17 protein-coding genes and 1 pseudogene are annotated in these 21,724 nt (G+C 57.1%); 6 read left to right on the top strand and 12 right to left on the bottom strand.

Features of this window, described 5'->3' with window-relative positions:
* Nucleotides 1–826 precede the first annotated feature (826 nt).
* The 3 genes from MX571_RS14580 to MX571_RS14570 form a co-directional block, all read right to left on the bottom strand.
* On the bottom strand, nucleotides 827–1,705 hold the full coding sequence (locus MX571_RS14580) for a hypothetical protein (protein WP_247418039.1): 879 nt from the start codon (nucleotides 1,703–1,705) through the stop codon (nucleotides 827–829).
* A gap of 2,200 nt (nucleotides 1,706–3,905) precedes the next feature.
* On the bottom strand, nucleotides 3,906–4,127 hold the full coding sequence (locus MX571_RS14575; protein WP_247418038.1) for a hypothetical protein: 222 nt from the start codon (nucleotides 4,125–4,127) through the stop codon (nucleotides 3,906–3,908).
* 285 nt (nucleotides 4,128–4,412) lie between these two features.
* Complete coding sequence (locus MX571_RS14570; RefSeq protein WP_247418037.1) at nucleotides 4,413–7,898, bottom strand: ATP-binding protein; 3,486 nt, start codon at nucleotides 7,896–7,898, stop codon at nucleotides 4,413–4,415.
* Nucleotides 7,899–8,422: 524 nt separating this feature from the next.
* Here MX571_RS14570 and MX571_RS14565 point away from each other — a divergent pair.
* The 3 genes from MX571_RS14565 to MX571_RS14555 all read left to right on the top strand — a co-directional run bounded on the left by MX571_RS14565 (nucleotide 8,423) and on the right by MX571_RS14555 (nucleotide 11,218).
* A complete protein-coding gene (locus tag MX571_RS14565) occupies nucleotides 8,423–8,725 on the top strand; it encodes a response regulator (RefSeq protein ID WP_247418036.1) in 303 nt (100 codons plus the stop codon).
* Entirely contained in the window at nucleotides 8,676–9,869 is a 1,194-nt protein-coding gene (locus MX571_RS14560; RefSeq protein ID WP_368409032.1) for an ATP-binding protein, read from the top strand. Before MX571_RS14565 ends, MX571_RS14560 begins: the two co-directional genes overlap by 50 nt.
* A gap of 527 nt (nucleotides 9,870–10,396) precedes the next feature.
* On the top strand, nucleotides 10,397–11,218 hold the full coding sequence (locus MX571_RS14555; RefSeq protein ID WP_247418034.1) for a DNA-binding protein: 822 nt from the start codon (nucleotides 10,397–10,399) through the stop codon (nucleotides 11,216–11,218).
* A 124-nt stretch (nucleotides 11,219–11,342) separates the two neighbouring features.
* Here the strand turns inward: MX571_RS14555 and MX571_RS14550 are convergent, their stop codons facing one another.
* From MX571_RS14550 to tnpA, 4 genes are all read right to left on the bottom strand, one after another.
* On the bottom strand, nucleotides 11,343–11,759 hold the full coding sequence (locus MX571_RS14550; RefSeq protein ID WP_247418033.1) for a hypothetical protein: 417 nt from the start codon (nucleotides 11,757–11,759) through the stop codon (nucleotides 11,343–11,345).
* Nucleotides 11,756–12,046: a hypothetical protein gene (locus tag MX571_RS14545; RefSeq protein ID WP_247418032.1), complete on the bottom strand. Its 291-nt coding sequence runs from the start codon at nucleotides 12,044–12,046 to the stop codon at nucleotides 11,756–11,758. The genes MX571_RS14550 and MX571_RS14545 overlap by 4 nt, the downstream gene beginning before the upstream one ends.
* A 308-nt stretch (nucleotides 12,047–12,354) precedes the next feature.
* Nucleotides 12,355–13,590 carry an RNA-guided endonuclease InsQ/TnpB family protein gene (locus tag MX571_RS14540; protein ID WP_247418031.1) on the bottom strand — a complete coding sequence of 412 codons (1,236 nt, stop codon included), beginning with the start codon at nucleotides 13,588–13,590 and terminating at the stop codon, nucleotides 12,355–12,357.
* Complete coding sequence (gene tnpA, locus MX571_RS14535) at nucleotides 13,587–13,976, bottom strand: IS200/IS605 family transposase (protein WP_247418030.1); 390 nt, start codon at nucleotides 13,974–13,976, stop codon at nucleotides 13,587–13,589. Before tnpA ends, MX571_RS14540 begins: the two co-directional genes overlap by 4 nt.
* A 144-nt stretch (nucleotides 13,977–14,120) precedes the next feature.
* Here tnpA and MX571_RS14530 point away from each other — a divergent pair.
* Nucleotides 14,121–15,055 (top strand): annotated as a pseudogene (locus MX571_RS14530) (RNA-guided endonuclease TnpB family protein); the annotation flags it as partial.
* 62 nt (nucleotides 15,056–15,117) lie between these two features.
* On the opposite strand, the gene MX571_RS14525 reads toward MX571_RS14530, so the two are convergent.
* From MX571_RS14525 to MX571_RS22775, 3 genes are all read right to left on the bottom strand, one after another.
* A complete protein-coding gene (locus MX571_RS14525; RefSeq protein WP_247418029.1) occupies nucleotides 15,118–17,292 on the bottom strand; it encodes a hypothetical protein in 2,175 nt (724 codons plus the stop codon).
* 8 nt (nucleotides 17,293–17,300) lie between these two features.
* A complete protein-coding gene (locus MX571_RS22920) occupies nucleotides 17,301–17,993 on the bottom strand; it encodes a DUF7504 family protein (RefSeq protein ID WP_438267234.1) in 693 nt (230 codons plus the stop codon).
* Nucleotides 17,994–18,344: 351 nt separating this feature from the next.
* On the bottom strand, nucleotides 18,345–18,599 hold the full coding sequence (locus tag MX571_RS22775; protein WP_368409031.1) for a homing endonuclease associated repeat-containing protein: 255 nt from the start codon (nucleotides 18,597–18,599) through the stop codon (nucleotides 18,345–18,347).
* A gap of 392 nt (nucleotides 18,600–18,991) precedes the next feature.
* On the opposite strand from MX571_RS22775, the gene MX571_RS22770 reads away from it, so the two are divergent.
* Nucleotides 18,992–19,282: a HalOD1 output domain-containing protein gene (locus tag MX571_RS22770; RefSeq protein ID WP_368409030.1), complete on the top strand. Its 291-nt coding sequence runs from the start codon at nucleotides 18,992–18,994 to the stop codon at nucleotides 19,280–19,282.
* A 155-nt stretch (nucleotides 19,283–19,437) separates the two neighbouring features.
* Here MX571_RS22770 and MX571_RS22490 read toward each other — a convergent pair whose 3' ends face one another.
* The gene (locus tag MX571_RS22490; protein WP_282594495.1) at nucleotides 19,438–19,569 is read right to left on the bottom strand and encodes a DUF7503 family protein; all 132 of its coding nucleotides are present in this window, start codon (nucleotides 19,567–19,569) and stop codon (nucleotides 19,438–19,440) included.
* A gap of 583 nt (nucleotides 19,570–20,152) precedes the next feature.
* Here MX571_RS22490 and MX571_RS22765 point away from each other — a divergent pair.
* Nucleotides 20,153–20,578 carry a HalOD1 output domain-containing protein gene (locus MX571_RS22765; RefSeq protein WP_368409058.1) on the top strand — a complete coding sequence of 142 codons (426 nt, stop codon included), beginning with the start codon at nucleotides 20,153–20,155 and terminating at the stop codon, nucleotides 20,576–20,578.
* A 416-nt stretch (nucleotides 20,579–20,994) separates the two neighbouring features.
* On the opposite strand, the gene MX571_RS14520 is transcribed toward MX571_RS22765, so the two are convergent.
* Nucleotides 20,995–21,315, bottom strand: coding sequence for a DUF7344 domain-containing protein (locus tag MX571_RS14520; protein WP_247418028.1), 321 nt, complete (start codon nucleotides 21,313–21,315; stop codon nucleotides 20,995–20,997).
* Nucleotides 21,316–21,724: the final 409 nt, after the last annotated feature.

Below are 21,724 nucleotides of genomic sequence, written 5' to 3'. Positions count from 1 at the left end.
TGCCTCTTCCCTCGAGAACTGTGACGGAGGGGTGGGCGACTGTCCAACGGGGTATATTAGCACCGCCGTGAACGTCGCGTGAGTACAACTGGGATTTGTCCCACCTGAAAGCCCACTATCTGTGGCTGAGTAGGTTCTGACGCGGTTCCGACGACCGCCCCTCTCTGGCACACAAACTCCCCAGGCCGGTCACGCCGCGGTGGTAATGGCGTCCCGGCCATCCCTCGATTTCTCCAGGCCCCGTTGATGGCGCCCCTCGAGATTGTATCATTACCACGATGACACATCCATGACACCCCCCGTCCCGAGTGGGTAATCTCCCACTCTTTGGGCGAGTTCGGAGTTGCCACAGCCGTTGATTCCGGCGCTACGAAGAGGAGTCCGCCACGTGAGGCGCGGTGGAATCCAATAGTGCCGCCCTCCGATGGCGTAGTGCTACACCACCAGTACGGCAGTAGTGAGTTACCAGCGCACGTTTCTACTTAAATTCATCTCTCTGGCCGGGAGAGTAGTGAATAGATGATACAATATTGAGGGTTTGGCTACGGTGGATGCGAGTGCCGCTACAGAGAGTCAAGCAGAGTCCCCTGTGGTTCAGTGCGGGGGACTTCACTCGGTTTGTCGCCGCCAGCCACACTGTCCACATCTGACTGGCACCTCCTCACCCGCTGGTGTGATTGAGACGCTGATTCGAAAGCTCCCACACTCTGGACACGCTGGTGCCGCCATTCCCGACCCTCCTCTCGTCATAATTGTTATGTGGATTTCATTGAATTGTCACATAAGAGTGACGGATGTGTTGGCGTTTTGAGATGGTGTTTTTAATCTATATATGCCCGAATTTTTCGCCAGCGTGGGTCCAGTGACTGATGGCTATCGGCGTGGATTGGGGCGGGAGTGGCTCTCCAGAGACCTTCCGACTCTTCGGAGGATTTTGATACAAGGCTACTCGGGCGAGGTGTCCGTCCGTTGCCCACTGGCCGGTGACGTGCTCGTCGGCGAACTCGATACTCTCGAACTCAGCGGTTGTCGTCGTTCCCTCAATGATGCGGGTCTCAGGCCCGAGAAATGAGACCGGTGCCGAGATTGCAGCGCAGAGCACGATGACACAGATGGCTCCTCGTTTTGCTGCACGCCATCTCGATGACGACGGACCGAGCAGATACCAGCCGACGCCAGCCCCAGCCAGCGCCATCACTGGCAGGTACAAGAACAGATGGGTTCGAATTAGCGTGAAGAAGTAGTCAATAGTCACGCCAGCCGTCAGTGAAAACCCGATGATCACAAGGGGTGCGACGAACAGCGAAAGGATCGTGACTTTGGGCCAACTTCGATTTTTGACCAGAGCGAGCCCTCCTCCTGCGATGGCTACTGGAACCACCAAGGGCAAGAGGAGGTACATCGTCAATGGTGGAATCGTCGACGTCCCTGGGTAGAGTGACTGCGCTGTATCGGCAACGAGCAGAACGAACCCAACCCCCAGTGTTCCGATTGCGATGAGAAGATGCGTCAGCCGGTTCGTATTCGGCAGCCAGCCAATACCGACGCCAATGAGCACAACCCAGGCCACGAACAACCCCGGTGCTCGAACCAGCCGCTCTGATTGGACGATATGTAGGCCCATCGCTCGTACTGCAAACGGATGATAGCCAAGTGAATACACCCAGACGAACATGGCAGCCCCGATTAACCCGATTGTCGCCATCGCAGTTGCCGGAGGAGAGTCGGTGTTCACTACTGTGTAGAACAGGATGCTGGTGAGGAGGAGTGCAGCGACCAGACTCGAAAGGGTGTGCAGTGGGGAAGACGAGGAGTAGAAGCGTCGCCAGTCCGCCCCAACGCCAGTCACGAGTCTCGAGAGCGGTTATCGCTGCAATCCCAAGCAGTGGTACAAGAAACAGGGCGAGCGTTTGCTCATCAGTGGCATAGGATCGCTGTAAAAACCCGCAGTTGAGACCGAGCAGTAAGCCGGAGACAGCCGCGGCAGTCTCTCGCCGGAGAGGTGACCACCCCCAGCGCTTCCCGAGATGGATGACGAGCGAGAGGACGACGAGGATTGGAAGCGCCCCGATGACGACGCTGAGTGGTTGTGTTATGTAGAGTGGTGGGATGCCGGTCGCCCGGCTGACGACGGCAATAAGCTATGTGAAGGCAATCTCGTCGGTCGTGAGGTCCTCTAGTGGAAACGAACTGGTCACGACCGTGTCAGTGGCTTGGCCAGCATACTCTACGCCATCGACGATGAACGGAAGCGGACTCTGATAAAGCGACAGCGCACGGATTGCGAGAGCGACGCTAAAGACGGCTATCACAACCCCTGTGGCCATCAGTCGCCGAGTCACTCGCCTCCCTGAGCCCACCATTGTGTTTGAGTAAAACAGCCGTGGATTGCAGGGTAGGTGCATGTGGCGGTACCGCAGTAGTCTCTGCTCCGCGTGGCGCAAGGTGATGGCACCGGCTCAGAACTGCACGCTTGCAGGAGGGTTCTGGACCGGTCTAGTGCGGTTATTAGCGTAACCCTCTCCCGTTGGTGAAAGCGTCCGACTGGTTCGTTTCGACGCTCGCTGTTCACGCCCTGAGGCTCTCGCCGTGTCTATCTGAGATTCCTTCGCTGTCTCTATCAGCTGCTTGAGTACGACGGTGCGCACACCCGCGATTGACGTTGGGGCGCTCTCCGAAATGCTCTGCACAAGCTGATTGACAGCGCCAATCCGGCTGCAGAGTCCCACCTGGGAAAGTGGACATATGGAGACTTTCGACCTGCGGCGTGAATGCGCACCATCCTACTCGAGCCCGCTTCGCGGAACGAGCAATGACCAGCGTTGGCGAACATTATTCCCTGATGTCGTGTTGCAGAATGCCGTTCGACCGACAGCACTCACGATTGCTCACTGACTAGATCGGATGGACGGGCACCGCTTCGTGTTTCCATGGATGAACGAATCTCCACACATGGACTAAAAGACCGGTAGATGCCCTCTATTGCGGTATGTGGCGACTGGTGTCTGTAGCTGGTCCGTGGGACGCCCTCCCCCCGGTGTGTCCGAGTAGTCGCCGGTGAGTCCGAAAACAGCGATATATGGGGGCTACTGGCCGTCTTGCGGCCGAGTACGGGTCGTGACTGTGCTGCGCTTGGGTGGAGTGCCACTGCGATTCGTGTTCCCTGAGGGGAGAGTAGTTCCACACATGGACGCCCTCGTGCGATTATGCATGTGTGAATACCTGGGGATTGCGTTTCTGACGGTGGCATAGTGGGGGTCGAAATTCACTGTCTGAGAGGTCGTACTGCACGCTGGCGGGTGAATCGCTGGTGCTGGTGAATACTACTGAACGGCGCCTACCGGCTGACTGGACGGGGATACAGCGTTCCACACATGGCCGCAGTCTATCGGTTTTCGCCTGTGGCGTATGGTCATGAGCGGCTTTGCAGGTGGTCGTGTTAGTGGCTGTACCCGCTGTTTTCGGAGGGCTTACTGAGCCACGCTGGTCGGGCCGTCACCCGTGGCTATCGATCGGTTGGCCTGACGGCGGTGAGTGCCCACACACTGGAGAGTAACGCTATCTACCGGGGGTTGGGGCCATGTGTGGAACAGTGGGTGCTCGATGGCATCCGTCGAGTCGGGACTGTCATGACACATCTTCAGCTATCGGGCTCTCCTGAGGGGTGGGTGTGAGTCTCGGCGATGGAGAGTGAGGCGGCTTCGCGCTGGCAGAATGACAGGATGGTGACGCACGCTTGGGAGTGCGCTGACAGTGGTGGGTGCTCACTCGGTCGGCGAGACGTGACCAGATGTCCACTTCTTCAGGAAGCCAAGGCGAGTGATTCGGGCCTAGACCGAGGCGATTCACACTAGCGACGTCGGCAATCTCGTCGGGGGGTACACCGCGCTGGCCGCCAGCGAGGACTAGTTCGTCTCGTTGGTGAACTGCTCGATACCCTTTTCGAGGTAATCCAGGTCGTTGAGAAGCCGCTCCTCGTGGGTTGCTAGCTGCTCGTCGCTCAGCAGTCTCAACCGAGAGAACGCGGGGTTGCCCGGCGGGCTCTGTGGCGAGCCGTGCATGGTGGCTCTCGACGTGTTGATGTCTCTGCGGTCGATTTCTTCGCGTCCGGGCACGGGTCGTGCCATCGACCGGCCTGTCCTTTCTGCCACGGTGGACCGGCTCAGGCGCGGCAGGCTCGCGTTTTTGATGCCCGCCTTTCGGCGGGTGCGTCGGTGGACGTGAATCCGGTCGACGGTGTGTTATCGACCACGCCGACGGGAGGAACGCCAAACCACCTCCAGTTTTCCGCGTTGAGTCACCCGAGAGACGACCCCGGCCAGCATGACCGCGTGGTTCGGACTGAACGCGGTTGGTATCACGCCCGACCTGAAGGCCGGGACGCTCTCCTTGAATCAGGTAGCAGGGCCCGACTACTCGGTGTCCTCGGCGAGCATATCACGCACGTCACGGAACGTGTACACCTGGGTCAGTCCGGGCGTGTCGATAATGAAGTCTCGCGGCGCCGTCGATTCACTGTAGGTTTGCTCGACACGTTGTGGCCCCTCGTTTGGGTCATTGAGGGTGTTGAGGAGCTTGTGGGCGGCTTTCCGGCTTTCGACGAGCCAGATCGCCTCTTCCGGGTCGAACGCTCCCATCTTATCGTAGTCGCTTGGAACGGCTTCGGCGATATCGTGGTTGAGTCGCTCGGCCTCGAACGTGACGATGACCTCTCCATCGTCGTTCAACGCCACTGCATCGAGTCGTGAGCTCCCGCCGATATCGTAGTATGCCTGGACGTGTGTTGCCGCCGAATCTGGGCTTTCGACGTAGTTGCGCTGGAGCAACATCATCCCGAGGAGAACCATCGCGACATGGAAACTCGACTCGCCAAGGTCTCCTTCTCCATCACCGAATGCGATTCCGGATTTATGCGCCTCATTCAGTAGGGAGCGGCCCCCAGCAGTAACCGTGAACAGTCGGTGCGGATAATCCGTGTCTTTCGATAGAAGACCGTCGTCGATGAGCTCATTCACATGGTGCTGCGTAACGCCAGTGTACTCCTGAAGTCTGACCATCGAATCCCAGATGAGGTTGTACTCCCAGTCGGAGTCGACGCGCTGTTGGTGAGCGTCATAGACCGCCTGGAGGAAGAACACCTGCTGGTTGGAATAGCCCGTTGCTGCCCGCTCATCCGGCGAGAGCTTGGTTGACAGCGAACAGAGCGGGACGTCCTCACGGTCGAGACGGTCGAGGCCATAGCAGCACTCGACAGCCATAAGCAAGCCATCGAGTGATGTCTTATAGCGCGTCTCACAGTGTGAGCAGACGATCACCTCTGCGGTAGCGTCGTATTCGATGCCCTCCGGGAAGCGCTTCGTGTATTCTAACACGTGAGCGTGGTCAGGTGTCACCGTTGGCTCGCTGCTGGGGGCTGCGGAGGCTCTCTCAGTGTCCGTGATATCGATACCGTACTGATCGAGGGTATCCTCGCGGAGTAAGTCGAACAGGCCATCGAATCCCGCCTGCATCGCTGGCGTCAGTGGCCGGTCGCTCTCGGGATGCCCATCGGGAAGTGAGGGCGACTGGAGTGTGAATGGCCGTGGCTCTGGAACGCCGAATTCACTGGGCAGGCTGGCGAGCCACTCTCCACGCTTGAGCGAGCGGAGTCGGTTTCCAGCCTCAGTGGCGGACATATCCGAGGTTGCAAACCGGGTAGCGAGGTCAGCATCGACCGCAACGTTCCCCGAGATGAGCGTCGAGATGTTGTTGAGGAGCTCGGCATAGCCGCGGGTACTGGCCGCGCGTACCTGTTTGGGAAACTGCATCGACAGCACGACCGAGAGGTCGAACCCACGACCTTTGCTGAGCAGGTCGGTCATGAGGCGCGTGGAGGCGACGTCGGCCGCCTCTTCGATGTAGAGGCTGACGATTGGATTGTCCCCCATCTGGTTGGTTGCCCGGTGTTTGAGCGCGGTCCAGAGCTTCGAGAGCAAGACGAGCGTGAGGGCTCGTTGTGACCGTGACCGAAAGCCGCTGGTGTCGAAGATGATCGTGGCGTTCTCATCATCGAGGACATCGCTAAATGCGAACTGGGCATCACCCTCCTCCGGAACGTGCGTGAAGAGCTTTTTGAGTCGGCTGTCTTCGGGAATCTTGTTGATGCGGGTCTCTGCGCCACCCATCACCATCTCGATAGTCTGGGTTGTATCGGAGGTGATACTCCCCAGCATTCGCTTGAGATTCTCATCGCTTACCGGAGGGGCATCCTCTGTCGCTTTCATGTCCACTGCTGCCTTCTCCAGGGCATCGTGTGAGAACGCATCGCCCCCATGGACTGGGTCGAACAGTGCCTTGATGAGATAGCGGATTGCCGAGGGCGATTTTACCGCCTGGTGGAATCGCTCGGTGCCCATAATGATTTCGAGGATCTCGATGTAGTGGTCGGCGATATCCTCGACGGCTTGCTCTCGTGGTATGTTCGAGGAAAGGGCTGGTTCGATATCGAAAAACGAGACCGCAGGGAGTATCTCCGCACACTTGAAGTAATAGACACCATCGAGCGTTCCATGCTTCGCATAATGCGCCTGAAGGTACTCCTGGGGCATCCCATCTCCCTTCCCATCGATGATAATCGACGCCCCGAGTTGGCGAGGTGACCTCCCATCGGTCGCGTCGGATTGACGCGGCTGGTTATTGAGCATACCAGACTCCCCGAAAATCGTCTTCCCGGCACCTGACTTCCCAAGAATCAGGATATGTCGTGATTGCATCGACGGTGGGAGTGCTATCTGTTGGGTCGGCTCGCCATCACTCGAGAGCGCAGTTCCGAGTGGAAAGCCCGACTTGTACTGGTCGAGGATGTTCTCGGCTGGCTGGGGGAGGCCTGTTCGTTCTGGTGGTGTTGCAGCAATTCTGCGCCGTCCGTTCGACGTGAGTTGGCCACCATCGATGGTACAGAAATGGGCAAGCGATCGGGCATCTGCAACCAGCGTCGGACGAACACTACTGCCGAGAAGCCAGATAAACAGTCGCATCAGCATCGTGCAGGTCGGAATCGTGCGCGCGCCCATCCGCTCAGCGAGCTGCAGTGGCTGATCGCTGTGGACACCGACTGGCTCGTAGTATTTCCCCCTCGATGTGTTGAGCGCAGACGTGAGGCTCTTGAGTGCATGGTCGCTTTCGGGTCCCCACGCAATCGCTCGAGCGGCAACCGTAAACGAGCACCTGGTGTCCATCGATGTGATGCGCTCGATGCGGTCTTCGTGTCCCTCATACGGTTCGATGTCTGCCTCGGGATCCGGGGGAAACAGGAAGTTCCCCAAGCGCATGGCTACAGTATCGAGGTTGTGTTTCAGCTGATAGCGGCGGTCATCGGCGAGATGTGTCCAGTCGTCTCTTGCCGTGAGAAGCGCCTGATAGACGACGGTCGCCTCGGTCTCTGCAAGTGAGTTGACGAGCGAGGTGAACGCCGGCTTCGTGTCACGTGCGGGTGCATTGTGAGCGGGTGCGTTGTGGGCAGGTGTGGTATCGGTGATGAGTGGCCGAAGTCCAGTCTGCCAGTCATTCTTCCGGGCACCGTGGCCCTCGAATTCGACGCCACACAGCGACGCTTCATCGATTGGCAATGGCTCCATGATCTCGACCCGTCTGAGTGCGTACCCAGCGAGCGCCTCGCGGAGTATCGGGTGAATATCATCGAGAACCCTCGGAGGTGCACTGATGCGGTAGGTGCACCCTCCCCCATCGAGGATGAGTTGCCACTCCAAGATTTCCTCATCGAGAACCGAGTGACACCGCTTGAGGTGGCGAACGACCTGTATCGGATCTAATGAATCGGTCGTTGGCGTGATTTCGATGGCGGATCGCTCGTTCCAATCGCCGAATATATCTGAATTTTGGGTATTGTCTGATGCCACTAATTCGGGTCGCAGAAGGGCGTGGTAATAATGCCCATGGTTGTCTCGCTATTCCCGTCAATTCAGTTGCTAGTGGCGCTGTGGACGCAGTTCGGCTGATAGCTTCGTTACGATATCAAATCATGATGTAGTTGTAGTAGTGCTCGCAAGACACGTGGTTCTATCAGAAATAGAGGATACAAGAGAGCCTTGGGTTGGGTGTTCTGCTGATGGTAATCACCACAGAATGAACGGTCGCTACTTGAACCGATATCCTCGGTCTGGTTCAACCTCTTACCAGTGGCCGTAGGAGAGCGCATACTGCAAATTCGGCACGTCTCTGCAACCGACGGCTCTCAAAACGGTAGTCTAGCAAATCGCTCGATACAGAGGACTGACGTTGAGAAATCGCGCCCTCCAGCTCGATAGGGGTGGCCTCTCTCTGTATCAATAGGATATGTTATCTTATCTAATATGATTATGTGTACCGATAAGTGGCATGGAAATATCTAGACAAGACTTCCCAAACAATGGTGATACTTACTATGGCGAGAGATGCTACACGAATCCTTCACGTTGATGATGATGCAGACTTTGGTGAGCTTGTATCGATATTCCTCAAACGTGAGGAGGGGACCTTCGAGGTCGTCTCCGAGACGTGCGTGGCCGACGGGCTCGACCGGCTCGAACAGAGCAGAATCGACTGTGTCGTCTGCGATTACGATATGCCGGGAAGGAACGGCCTAGAATTTCTGGAGGCCGTTCAGGAATCGTACCCCGAAATCCCGTTTATCCTGTTTGCCGGCAAGGGAAGCGAAGAGATCCGCCAGCACAGCGATCAGTCGTAGTGTCACCGATTACTTGCAGAAAACGGGTGGCATCGAACAGTGCGAGGTACTAACGAACCGAATTCGGAACAACGTCGACCGATATTACACCGAGCGCGAACTTGAGCGCAGCCGAGAGTTCTTCTCTCGCGTACTAAATCTCAACCCATCGGCTATCGTCGTTCTGGATGAATACGGTGGGATTGTGCGGGCCAACGAGCGAGCTGAAACGATACTCGGTCTCTGTGAATCGCAGCTCCTCAACCGAACGTTCGATGACGCCCATTGGGACGTTGTCGACGAGGAGGGGACGCTGATCTCGGACAACGCGCTTCCGTTTAACCGCGTTCGGGAGACGGGGGAACCAGTGTACAATGTAGAACATGGTATCAGACGGGCAGAGGGGGACGTCGTTTGGGTCTCGATAAACGCCGCTCCACTCTGGAACGAGCAGAACGAAATCGAAAACGTCGTCGCGGTCTTATCTGATACCACTGCTCAAAAGCGGAAGAGCCAGACACTCCAAGCGACTATCAAGCAACTCGAAGGGTTTGGCCGTGTTCTCTCACACGACCTCGGGAACATCCTACAGATTGCGAAAGGGCGTCTCGAATTGTCTCGCGAGACGGGCCATGAAGAGCACTTTGAGGCCGTCGATGACTCGATAGACAGAGCAGCGGCTATGCTGGGGGAACTAACAACGGCAATGCAGGCTGGTCGTCTCGTGGATGAGGTTTCCATGATTCGCCTGGACGATGTATTCGATCAAGCGTGGCGGTCACAGGCAACAGCAAAGGCAACGGATGAAGTCGAGGAAGGAATTCAGATTCAAGCCAACGAAATGGCACTACAGCGGATGTTCGAGAATCTCATTCGCAATGCGTTCGAACACGGAACAGACACGGCAACGGTGCGTGTCGGTTCTCTCGCGGATGGGTTCTATGTCGAAGATAATGGACCGGGCATTCCCGTAGAGGAGCGCGAAAAAGTCTTCGAGCCTGAGTACACGACGAAAAAAGATGGAACCGGGACAGGACTGGCGAGTATCCATCAGATAGCTCTTGCTCACGGCTGGGACGTGGACATACGAGAAGGATCCGATGGCGGTGCCCGTTTCGACTTCACCAATGTCCAGATGTCGTCTCCCCAGCACGATACGACGTGAAATATCCCTCCCAGCGTCGCTCTGTCCAGTAGTACTGTTTGTAGTCTCTGTACATCTTCCGGACTGTTGGCACCATTGATATTCTGAAGACCCATCATCGACTCCGATCGATACCCGCGTTCGGTGTGTCTACCATCTGTAGCAGGAGGCGACTCCCGCTGTACACAGCGGGGAGGAAACCACTCTCAGTCTGGCACACCCCGCTCGCTTCTCAGCCAGCCGACCACACCGCTCGTTGCACTCGCTCACTCACTCGCTCGCACCCTCTCGGTGCGCCAGCACCAAGCGCGCTGTCGGTCTGCAGAGCAGACACGCCACCGGCTTGTGTGCTGGCCGCTCGTGTCGGCTGGCCCAGCGCGCGGGGCTGGTGGGTTAGTCTAAGAGAAGCGCTCGCTCGCGCCCGATGGGCGCTCGACGGCGCGAGCGAGCGCAGACGACGTTGTGACTGAAGACGGTCAGTCGGTGAGAAAACCGCGATGTAAGGGTCGCGGTTGTCGGGCGCGTGAGTGCCGTCGGTCCTAATGACCATGAGTAGCAAGATCAGCGGGAGTGAAGAAGGTAGCGACGCCAGTGAACGAACTGCGGATTCTGAGGTTCGGTGGGAAGTCGATGAACGAGTCGAGATGAGAGCGACGGTGGCATTGGAGGTGCAGGCGACCATCGATTCGGACGTCATCGAGGCAGCAGCGGCAGTTGAGCGGGATGAGCGTGAGCGGCCGTTCGGGATGACGCTCGAAGCTCAGGAACGGTGGGAAGCCCGTGAGTTGGAGGTGCGGAAGACACGTGAACGGAGTGACCGGTCCCAGACATCCAAGCGCGAGGCGGTGTGTCGTGGGATGTCGGTCACACAGTGTGGTCGAGACGATGTTGAACGGGCTGACCAGATGGCTGCACTGGATGAAGAGACGCGAGTAGCGGTTGAGACGCAGGCAGCGCGAATCGCCGAGCGGGTGCGTGGCGGGATGGCTCAGTCGGGTATCGAGGTCCGGATTGCATCGCGGATGAACGCCGGAGCGGATCTGCAGACGGCCGTCCTCGACACTCTTGAAGAGGTGAACGCGACTCCCGGAGCGATCGTGCCTCTCGACGAGATCGAAACGGTCGGACGCAGTGAGGTCGATATCGAGGGCCGGGTGAAGACATTGTGGACACCATCACACCCATCGATCGCGCAAGTCGGCCTGATCGAGGATGAAACAGGGACGGTCAAGTTCACCAGTTGGGCGAAGAGCAACCAGCCCTGGCTGGCAGAAGGCGAGATAGTCAGACTACGGAACGTCGCGTGGAACTGGTATGGTGAGCGCGTCTCGGTCGCGTTGACGGGCTGGTCGGCAGTGGTGTTCCCCTAATCGTCTCAGAACGCGAGAGACACTCGCTGCGCGGTTTGTTTTTTGTTTGTGAGTCCCAGTGCCCACGACCCCTCCTCCCCCCACCGCTCCCGTGGCGACGCCACGGCAGCCCCACCCTCTGGAGCTAGTAGTCCCGTGGATGAAGCCGTTCGAAGCTGATGTCGCCGTCTCGGTCCAAGTGTTCATCTATCGAGACGATAGTTTCGTCTTCGAGGATATCTGCGACATACACGAGCGTTGCATCGTCGAAATCGAACGCGCTGTCTCGCTGCCACTCACAGATGTTGATTTTATCACCAAGCGAGAGCCGATACAGCTCAAGCCCTTCAGCGGCAGCCACCGAGTAGACGAAATCCTGTATCTCGTCTGGTGCAGACTCTTGGAAGTAGGTGTTGAAAATCGTACACACGCCGTGCAGATGAAAGTCGGTGAGATATCCCTCAATGTCGCCGGTGGTCAAATCCTCGATAATCGTCTCGCACTCCGTCGCATACGTATCATCAAGGTAGTACTCGAGAAAGATTCCTTGGTCGATAATCATTCGTCTGTGTCTCGTTTGGCCCGGTGTTCCTCAAGCAACATTTCTCCAACAGAATGTTTGAGGTCGGTACTTGACGCCTCGACCTGACTGAGGGCCCCACGTTTGCTCAGAATCGGGTTCTGCGCAGGTGTAATCTCGAGGTCGATGTCCTGCTCAGCGACCCACACTGAGACGGCCTCCTCTCCTGCTTTTCCAAGCGACCCTCGTTTGTGGCCAAATCGCTTCATCGCCCACTCTCTGAAGCGATCTTCCAACTCATCCGGAACGTCGAATTTGATTGTCCCCATCGGCAGTCTTGTTAGGTACGTACGTACCTAAGTACTTACGGGAAGATAGGGACAGTGGGGAGCCTCCAGAAAGCGGTGCAATCGACTACGATATACTCGACCAGATTGCCCATCGGCTTGAGGGGAGTGCTCGATTTTCTGTGGTGCGATCACAACCCGAGTATGCCCCAAGCTCGGTTGTTGCAGACTACGACATGGGATACTTCCCATCGGGAGTTGAACGGGCGTACCTCAGGTTGACCTCCTCCCGCGCCTAAAGACGCGGGAATCCCACCACGGGATTTCAGGCTGAGTGTGGCTCTATGGTTTCAAGACGCATACGTCCCAAGCGTCTCCTGCGTGGTAGCATCGGCTTGGGTGTCTTGTGGGGCGGTCAAACGCCCCCCATCCTCAGCCGAGTCATTGCCATCCGTGTGTTCTCTTGAATGGCTCTCTCCGCTGAGGTAGCGGTCTGCGATGTTTATCGCGCCGTTCACGTCCGCTTGGTACTCACCCATCCAGCAAGCGTCGTTCGTACACTTGAACGTCGCCTGTCGCGGGCGATACCCCACTTCACCGCAAGCGTGGCACTCCTTCGACGTGTTACGCGGGTTCACCGTCTCGACGGGGATACCCTTCTCGATGGTCTTGTATCGTATCTGTGCGTGGAGTTTGGCGAATCCCCATCCGTGGAGACGCCGATTCATGAAGTCGCCGTAGTCTATCGACTCCCGTATGTACGTCAGGTCTTCCAGAACGAGAACCGGGTTCTCGACGGACTCTGCGTACTCCACGACCTCACGGGTGACGCGGTGGAACACGTCGTCTATCTGGCACCATATATCGTCCCCGAAGGACTCTGCGATATGCTCGCTTCCGCGCGTCTGGAGTCGGCGCGTAGCGGTGAAGTAGGTCTTGCGGAGCCGACGGACAGTCTTACCTTCGTCGGCCCACAGTTCGGGCGCGGTAGGAGAACCGTGGCCGTCGCGGTGACACACCGTGACGAGTGACGCTTCCCCGATGTCCACTCCAAGGGGCGTCCGTTCTTCGGCGGACACATCGGAGCGTTCCTCTACGTCGCGGGTGGTGGTGACGTGGAGATACCACGTCCCGTCCCGCTCGAACAGCCGACTCTCTCCCATCGTCGCGTCGTCAGCGTGCAACGCTTCCAACCAGTCCCGCTGTTCGGGATTCGGTTGTGCGGGCATCCAGAGGTGGTAGTCCTCGTGGTGCGGGATTTTGACGTACCACTCAATTGCGTTCTCGGGCTTGTGGTCGAGCCGTAGCCCTTCGTTGGTGAAGTGGACAGGGTGGTCGTCATGAAGTTCGCCCGCGTTGTAGGTTGTCGTGAGTTGTGGGACGTACTTCTTGAGCGCGTTCTTCGCGTACCCACTCAGGTCGTAGTTGACTACCACGTCGTTCGCTTCGGTCTGCGTGGTACATCGGGCGTCGAAAGCGTCTTGGAGGGCTTGCTGGTATGCCTCTCGCGTCTCACGGAGTTTCCTCCGCTTGTGTGCGTTCGGGTCCACAAGTTTGAGTTCCAGCGTCTTCGTGAGTTCGGTCACGAATCGCCCTCCTTGTGTTGCTGGATGTAGTTCTCGACTGTCTCACTCGAAACGTGCCCGGCGGTCCCTGCGTAGTATCCTCGCGCCCATCCGATTTTCTCGCCGTCGTGGTCGGCGTATCGGTGGTTGTACTTGCGCGAGGAGATACCCTTGAACCAGTTGGCGAGTAGCGCCGGTTCGTTCTTGGGCGGGCTACTGACAAAAAGGTGAACGTGGTCGGGCTGTACGGTGAGGTCGAGGATTTCGACGCCTTTGTCGTCGGCTATTTCGTGAAGGATAGACCGGACACGACTGGCGACCTCGTTGACGAGTGCCGACTGGCGGTACTTCGGCACCCACACTATGTGGTAGTTGAGGTTGTAGGTCGCGTGCCGTGTGGTCTTCATCCGTGTTGCACACTATAGTTCGCCGGTGGGTTAATACTACCGATAGAACGGTGGGAAATCCAGCCGTGGCGTCGTCGGTGGGTGTGTAGGCTATGGTCCGCTTGACCCCCGCCTGAAGACGGGGGTATGCGCTCGTATCTTTATCACCCACGTTCAACGGTCACGTTCAAAGCCGCTGGCTTCAAACTCGACACGACAAATCAACGCGTTCGCCTCTCGAAAGGTGAGAACACCAAAGACTACTGGTCTGATTTCGTGCGGTGTGAGTACCAGACTCGCCCCGACGTCGATCTCTCGACCGTCGAGAGCGTCCAGCAGGTCCGCGCCGTCTGGACGGGCGATGAGTGGGAGCTCCACTTCGTCTGCAAGGTCTCCCTCGACGCTGAGGAGGGCCCCGGCGAGAACACTGTGGGTATCGACCTCGGCATCTGCACGTTCGCCGCGCTCGCCTATGAAGACGTCCACGGGGAGTTGTACCCGTTGAACTGCCTCAAGGAAGACGACTACTACTTCCGCAAGGAGATTGCTCGGTGTGAGGACGCTGAGTCAGAACAGGCCACGCGGTTGAACACCATACTCTCAGAGCGGCGAACCCACTACTTTCACGCGCTGTCGAAACACACCGTCGACCGATGTGTCGAGCAGAACGTGGGTGAACTCATCGTGGGCGACCTCGGTGGGATCCGTGATGACGAGGAGACGGGGCTGGCGAAGAACTGGGGATCTCACGGCAACCTCGATTTGCACTCGTGGGTGTTGTCCGGGTCACCGACATGCTCGACTACAAAGCCGAAGCGCAGAGCATCGAGGTGAGCCTCGTCTCCGAACGAGCCACGTCGATGTCCTGTTCTGCGTGTGGTCGGAACCGTGGTGGGAGCCGCGTGGAGCGCGGGTTGTACGTCTGTGATTCATGCGGCGTGGTAGCGAACGCGGATGTGGGTGGTGCGGAGAACATTCGACGAAAAGTAACTCCGAGTCCTGCTGAGGATAGGAGTACCGGCTGGTTGGCACAGCCATCGAAGTACCTGTTCGATTCAGAGAGCGGCTGCTTTGCACCGCGAGAGCAGGTCACGTCGTAAACCATAGTATCCTACCTGCGGTCGGGAATCCTCGCCCGTCAGGGTGGGAAGGATGCCAATCCTCAGAAGATCTCATCAAGGGAGAGGCAGTCACTCCAGTGAATTCTCCCATTCACGATGACTGGGAAGCGCTCTCGACTGAATCCCTCACGTAGCTCGTCACCTGTGAGTTCAAACGTATCTAAGACCCCTGAGTTGAGATACTGAACCCCGTCTTTACTCACACTCGGCAGGTAGGTCGCCCCCAGGTTCGCCCACTCAGAAGGATACGCAGAGACAGTGAGAGCGAATCGATCCTCTCCACGTCGTTCAATAGACCCACTGATTGGTGTCCCGCTCTTGCCATCTGCGACCGACACCATCGGATCGCCAACGACCGTATACTGTTGTGCAGTGATCGTGTCATCAACCAGCAAATCGAGTGCACTCCCGAGTGAAAACCCAGCATTGAGGAGTCGTGCAAGCGTCCGCCCGATGCGGGTTGCAGGCTCGTTTGGGACGAGACGGAGCGTCACGACACCACCAATCGCACCGGCTTCGATGAGTGCAGCCCCCTGATCATACGATTTACACGCGTTGAGGACGAACGCACGTGTATTGACCGTGGTGAGCGACCGAGCGTCCAGCCACCCATCCGCACACTGGATGCCTCGCTCGTCGACGTGCCCGACGTAATGCACGAAGTCGCGTTCCTCGGCGAGCAGTATCGCCAACTCTCGTTGTGTCAGATTCTCGTGGATATCGACCTCGAACGAGATGAAGTCACGAAGGCCGTAAAGATCTTGAACTGATAACTCATCGTGCATCTCCGCGTCGTTCACCACAACTGCGACGCGAACATCCCCGGACGGCTGTTCATCGATACGCCGTTTGAACGCCTCGATTGTCGGCTTTGCTGCCCCTGCTGGCACACCATCACTCAGCCACAGATGCTGTATCGATTCCGTCGGTGCTGTCGTGATGATCTGTTCATTCAGGCTGGCTTCGTTACGGACGTCGCGGGATGGCAGTGCCCGTAACGGTCCCCCGTCTATCGGGGCGGCCAATCGCCGTTCTCGGTAGAACTCTCCGACTACGTCCAGTGTGTTCGCAGCTGTTGTGACTGCACCGTTCCCTGCCCGTCTCACTTCCGCCAACTCACTCACGAGAAACGGAAGCTGTTCTGCATGTTCCGGGGTTGAATCAATGTCTGCGGTGAGCTTCCATCGGGGGACGAGATCTTCGAGACGTGAATACGGCACCGAAAGGTACGTCTGGAGCCGTTCGGAGAGTGGGTCGTGATAGAGGGCATGCCAGTCAAAGCAGATCCCACGACCCTCAAGCGCATTTCGAACATTGAGATCGATCGGGTACAGGCCCTCTGTTCGCGTGACACAGTCCAAGGTGAACACTTGCTGGAGCACCTCAGTGACTCGCTCATGCGGGTGGGTGCCCGTGCCGAGTTCTACGGTTGAGGACCCAACGATTAATCGGCCGGGTGAACTGATGTCCGTCCGAGCGGACTGTGGGAGGGGAACCACTGGCACGCCAAGATAGTACGCGAGCGACGCGACGTGGAATACAGCCTCATGCGTTGGGAATACCTCGATTCGAACGTCACTCTCAGCGGCTGTAATCTCCAGATTGGCCGGGTCGTCGAACTGTTGGCCGCCATCACGGACCTCAACCAGCGGGGGAAACCCGCGCATCGTTGGCCAGGAGCGCTCGGGTGAGTCTGTTTTAAGCGCCGATCCGAATGCTGAGACAGCTCGCATGAGACTGCGCGGTGAGGAATCGGTTGTAATCGTTGCTTCAGGGTACTCGTGGCGCGATCGGATTCCGATACGCAGTGGTTCTCCGTTCTCGGTGCTGATGTGACGCTCGCCATCCCGAAGCGTGGTTTGCAGCCCACCGCGAGCGCTAAAGTACAGATTGACTTTTTGAGACGCGACCTCAGCCGTGAGTGGACGTCGCCCACGCTGATCCGATCCGATGAACGTCTCCTCTTTGTTCATCGCTGTTCCAAGAACAGTCGCGTCTCGAGCGCGAATGATGACGTTGACCTCGGTCGGGAGACGGACCTCCTCAACATTGAGATCATATGCACTATCGACGGGGAAGCAGAACGCATCAGGAGAACAGGGTGAAAGGGACACTGCTGTATTGGTCCAAAGGTCCGTCGTGACGCCCTGGATATCATCGAGGATACGGACCCCGACAGGGTCGGACAACGGAACGAGAGAGAGCCCTTTCGACATAGTCTTCCTCAGAGCCTCATCCAGGGTGTCGTTTCACCGATAACCGAGAGGTGAAAGCGGTGTATCGGCGCGGTACGGTCAGGTGAGCAGAGTTCGATGCGAGCATCGATACTGCTCATGAGGGTCGAAATGAGCTCACTGTCCTCGCTCGGAAGGTGGAAGTGACCCATCCCGTTCAGGCGGCGAATCTCGTTTCCTAATAATCGCACGAAGTCCAGGACATCTGTGAGTGATTCTTCATCGAGCAGAGGCCCGAGCGAGACCACTCCCACGCGAAGTTCCCCTGGTGCTAATGATTCTTCATACCGAGCTCGCGTGATAGCGTCTAGGAGATGCGCTCGAATCACTTCCGTCGATCGTCGCGGAGGACGAGCCGTAGAGGACGCCGACTGAACCTGAGTTGCAGCCCGAATATCCGACCGAAAGTCCAAGACTTCGGTTTCGTCGTCCTCAGTCGCAATGCCTGCTGGGAGATAATCGGCTGGTTGGCTCCGCTCCGCATCGATCAATGCGAGAATGCGGCGGCGATTCTCTTCGGGATGGCCCATGAGATTGCGCGTCACAGCTGCGCGAACGGTATCACTGACTGCACCCGTCACCAGGAGTGTCGATCCGTTTCGTTTGAGCGTCTGAAGCGCGCTCGCAACATCGCTACTGCCACGCAACTGCCCGCATTCGCTGCATCCCGTTTTCTCCCCCATAGTAGTCGATCATGCAATCATATATGCGAAAATAGATAATTCTTCGGATATTATAACTCTCCGTAGTGGTTATAACACAGAGACACTACTTGGGGGTTCCCCACAGGGAGGTGCATCAGAGCGTTGACTCCCCCGCGCGCCAGAGGATGTGGGTCTGCACTCAACGTCTCGAATGCGACATCATGGATCCTTCTTCGCCCATGGGAGAACTTTGAACGACTTGACGCTTGATATCCTCCCCGCGTAAACGCGGACAAATCCCGATCCCAGTTGGGATGATGGTGTGGCCCGAGGCACTCGGCCTGGGCCGCCTGTAGAGTCGGCCAACAGTCGACATATCTGATAGGGCCATCAACGGATGTGAGTCGATTCATTCCCATGGAGTGAGCGCCAGTCGAACGGCTCTGGTTCCGGAGGAAGCTCACCAGACTCTTTCCAGTCCTCGTATGAACGGACGACAGCACTCCACTGGTGGCCGAATCGTTTGTAGTAGGTATTCACCGAATGGTCGCTGTCTCGAATCACATCGTTCGCAGTCGGGGTTCGACCGAGCGACTCTTCGAGCCGGCTAAGATCTGTAAGCAGTGTTTCAGTACTGACTTGCATGGCAGAGGTTATTGTAGCAATCAATATAATCATTACTGCAAGAATTTCTCGTTTTATATAATGGAGTAGAGTATATTTCTTATCGTGTGAATGATGCTGGCGAACGGGGAGTCCCCATGCAAAATCTCTAGCCCGACCCGCGAAGTCGTGTGGCTTCACTAGGTTCAGATGTCGATACAGACTTGGAAAGCTGAATAAATGTCCCAGAACGGTTGTTCCTACTCCCGGGGGAACGGAGATAGGGGTGCCCACAATTCTAGTCGTCGGAAGCCGCTGTTCCGCCGTGTCACTCAAGTATCGTTTCTTGCGTGCTTACATCAATTCCAAAAGAATGTCACACAAAACTATATGTGATAGTGGTCCTCAATCACGCGTAGGGAGGAAGAACATCCATGAGCGCACAACAGCAGACCCAAGTGACGGACCGCAGCAGGCAGGAAACGCCGGGTGAGGCATTGATGGAAGAGTGGAGTCGACTATTCGGAGCCGATGGTCCTCGGTTGTACGACGTAGTGGATCCAGACGCGCTTGACGCACTCTTTGGGGCTCGCGCGGACGACACTCCTCTCGATGGTACTGTGTCATTCAACTTCCGCGGACTCGTCTTCACCATCAGCTCGTGTGCGTCAGTGACAGTCGAGGACGCGGAACACGCTACGAAGTCGACGACGCCCCAATATTGACATCTTCCCCGCGCTGACGCGCGAGGAATCCTCAGAGCGCGATGTAGCCAGCTATTCCGTCGAGTGAACACACGGGGCCGCTGACGTCTCGCTGGCCTCCAAGTCGAGGTGACTCGCATGTCTCCGCGTCATCCTCGTTCAGGTAATGTGACGCGTTACGGGCCCGCAATCGTGTTTCCAAAGGCTGCAGAAGCCTCACCAGTACTGAGGATGAGGAGAATCGTGAACAGGACGCCGGTCATCTTGGGATTCTTGCCGAGGAACGCTGTAACCTTGTTGTCGGACATACAGATCATACTTATCGGAAGTGATATTGAATTTTTCTAATCTAATTAGACAGTAAGAAAACGGAATTAATCACTGAACTAAGAAGTTCAGGATTCAGCGGTGAGGTAAGGGAACAGATTCTGCGAGTCTCAGCAATCTTCTGGTTCTCTCTACTGTGATGAAGTTCACCGCTCTTGTGCGCATACCGCCGTCGTTGCTCACATTGCACGGTTTTCCTTTTTATTCTCTCATACAAGAACTACATTCGCCATTCAAATGGGATATGCTCATGTATAAATCACCAGGTATCGCGTAAACTACCCCGCCCTACTCGCTCCCTCCCGCCTTGCGGCAGTCAGTCACTCCTTGAGGACGGGGCTTTTGCCGCAACGACATTGTGTGTCCCGCGACCCCATGCGTGGGCGCGGCCCGGTTTCCTCTTACCGTCCACGCTTCGGGCGGGGGATTTCAGGCCCGCCTTTGAACGTCCGCATGGATTGTCCCGCCGATATAATTCTCGGTGTCCTCGCGCTCTGCCCTTAAGCGAGGGGCGGGAGTCGAACCCGCTCGCGGTCGTCGTTCCCGAGTGCAGGGTGCGTTGAAATCGCACCACAGGAGCCAGTCTACTGGTGGCTCCTCGCGACCCCGGCGTGTGCGAGGACGGCAGTACGACAGGGTACGTCACGGGCCTGTATTAAGGCTAGTCGAACGCGCTTCCTCTCGGCCCTACCGCTCGCTTCGCTCGCGCTTGAGGACCGAGGCTTCGCGCTACCGCGTGCTGAACACGAAGACGAAATTCGAGACGGGGAGTCAGCTATTTGTGCTGTCGTGCGCGTGATAGCGACCGCAGAAGGCTGTGAACCTCATCGACTTCCAGTACTCCTGTATGACGTTCTCAATCCAGACGCTCTCAATCGCCTCTTTCGATGCCCTCGGGGTGCTCCGTTACTAGAGGGGAGTGTGACGTTCCGCTACTGCGGCTACGATGTCACGATTTCGATGGACCGTACGATTACCCTCTCGCCGTAGGTGCTCCTAAAGAGTTCACAACCTCGGGGTCACGCGGTTTCTCACGTACAAAGCGGAGATGGCAGGCATCTCGGTCACGAAGGTCGTTGAGCGCGGCATATCCAGGTCATGAGCGTGTTCTGGCCGAGCGCGGAAGGCGAATGGTGTCGAGCGTGGGTTGTGCGTGTGTGACGCGTGTGGTGTCGTCTCGAACGCTGATGTGGACGGGCGGAGAATATCCGCCATGAACTGGAGCAAGTACCTCCGAGTCCTCGTGGCGAGGATAGGAGTACCGGCTGGTTGACGCAGCCTTCGGTGTACCACTTCGACCGTGAGAGCGGGGCGTTCGCCCCGCGAGAAGTGCGTGCGGCGTAGACCCTAATATTCCCACACTGCGGTGCGGTCGGAAATCCTCGCGCTTCAGCGTGGGGAGGACGTCAAACTAAGGGCTCTAAATCTGCAATCGAGTTCTCAGTGACGATGAGGGGTTGCCGGTGGGAGTATGAGATCACGCCATGATCGTTGAGCCGGGGAAGGTGAACGTGTTCGAGTTCGATTCTTCCCCTTCGTGTCATCTCGTCCGTGAGGCGATCAACTGCTGTGTCGCGCGTACGAGCGACATATTCTGCCGTCAGTTCTGCTACTTCCCATTCGCCCTGATCCTCCAGCAGTATCCCGACGAGAATTCGCCGACGGTCATCGGCAAGTATAGTGTACGCAGCGCTTTTCGACAGCTCATTCGGGTCGTATCCCCCCATGCCACGCGAACAACGCCATGAAATGTATAAATTCTGGTTGGTCTACATTATTGGGGCGGTTAGTGTATTGCAGGCGAGTACCTACCCAGACAGAAAAGGTTGGTAATACTAACGATAGGAGGTTCAGACAGATAGTTACTGAATAGCATTACTAATCTAAATATAATATAATCTATAATGAAAGTTTGTTCTTCAGAAACAGACAGATGGGCTGGCGGCAGTGTGGCAGTTCCTATCAACAGGCCATAATGGCAATTATAGCGATTGCTAGGCTAATACTTGCGACTTTGGGCGCGGGAGGATGACAACGCCGTATGACGTGTAATTGCCGATCTCTATTCGACTGAAGTCAACTGGAAATGGGGAAAGAGGACCGTCCGGCGTGTGAAAGATTTCTAACGCAACTACG

Origin of the sequence: Halomarina salina (assembly GCF_023074835.1) — an archaeon.
Taxonomy (GTDB): Archaea; Halobacteriota; Halobacteria; order Halobacteriales; family Haloarculaceae; genus Halomarina; species Halomarina salina.
The sequence above is the reverse complement of the archived record's forward strand: the minus strand, read 5'-3'. Positions and strand labels throughout refer to the sequence as shown.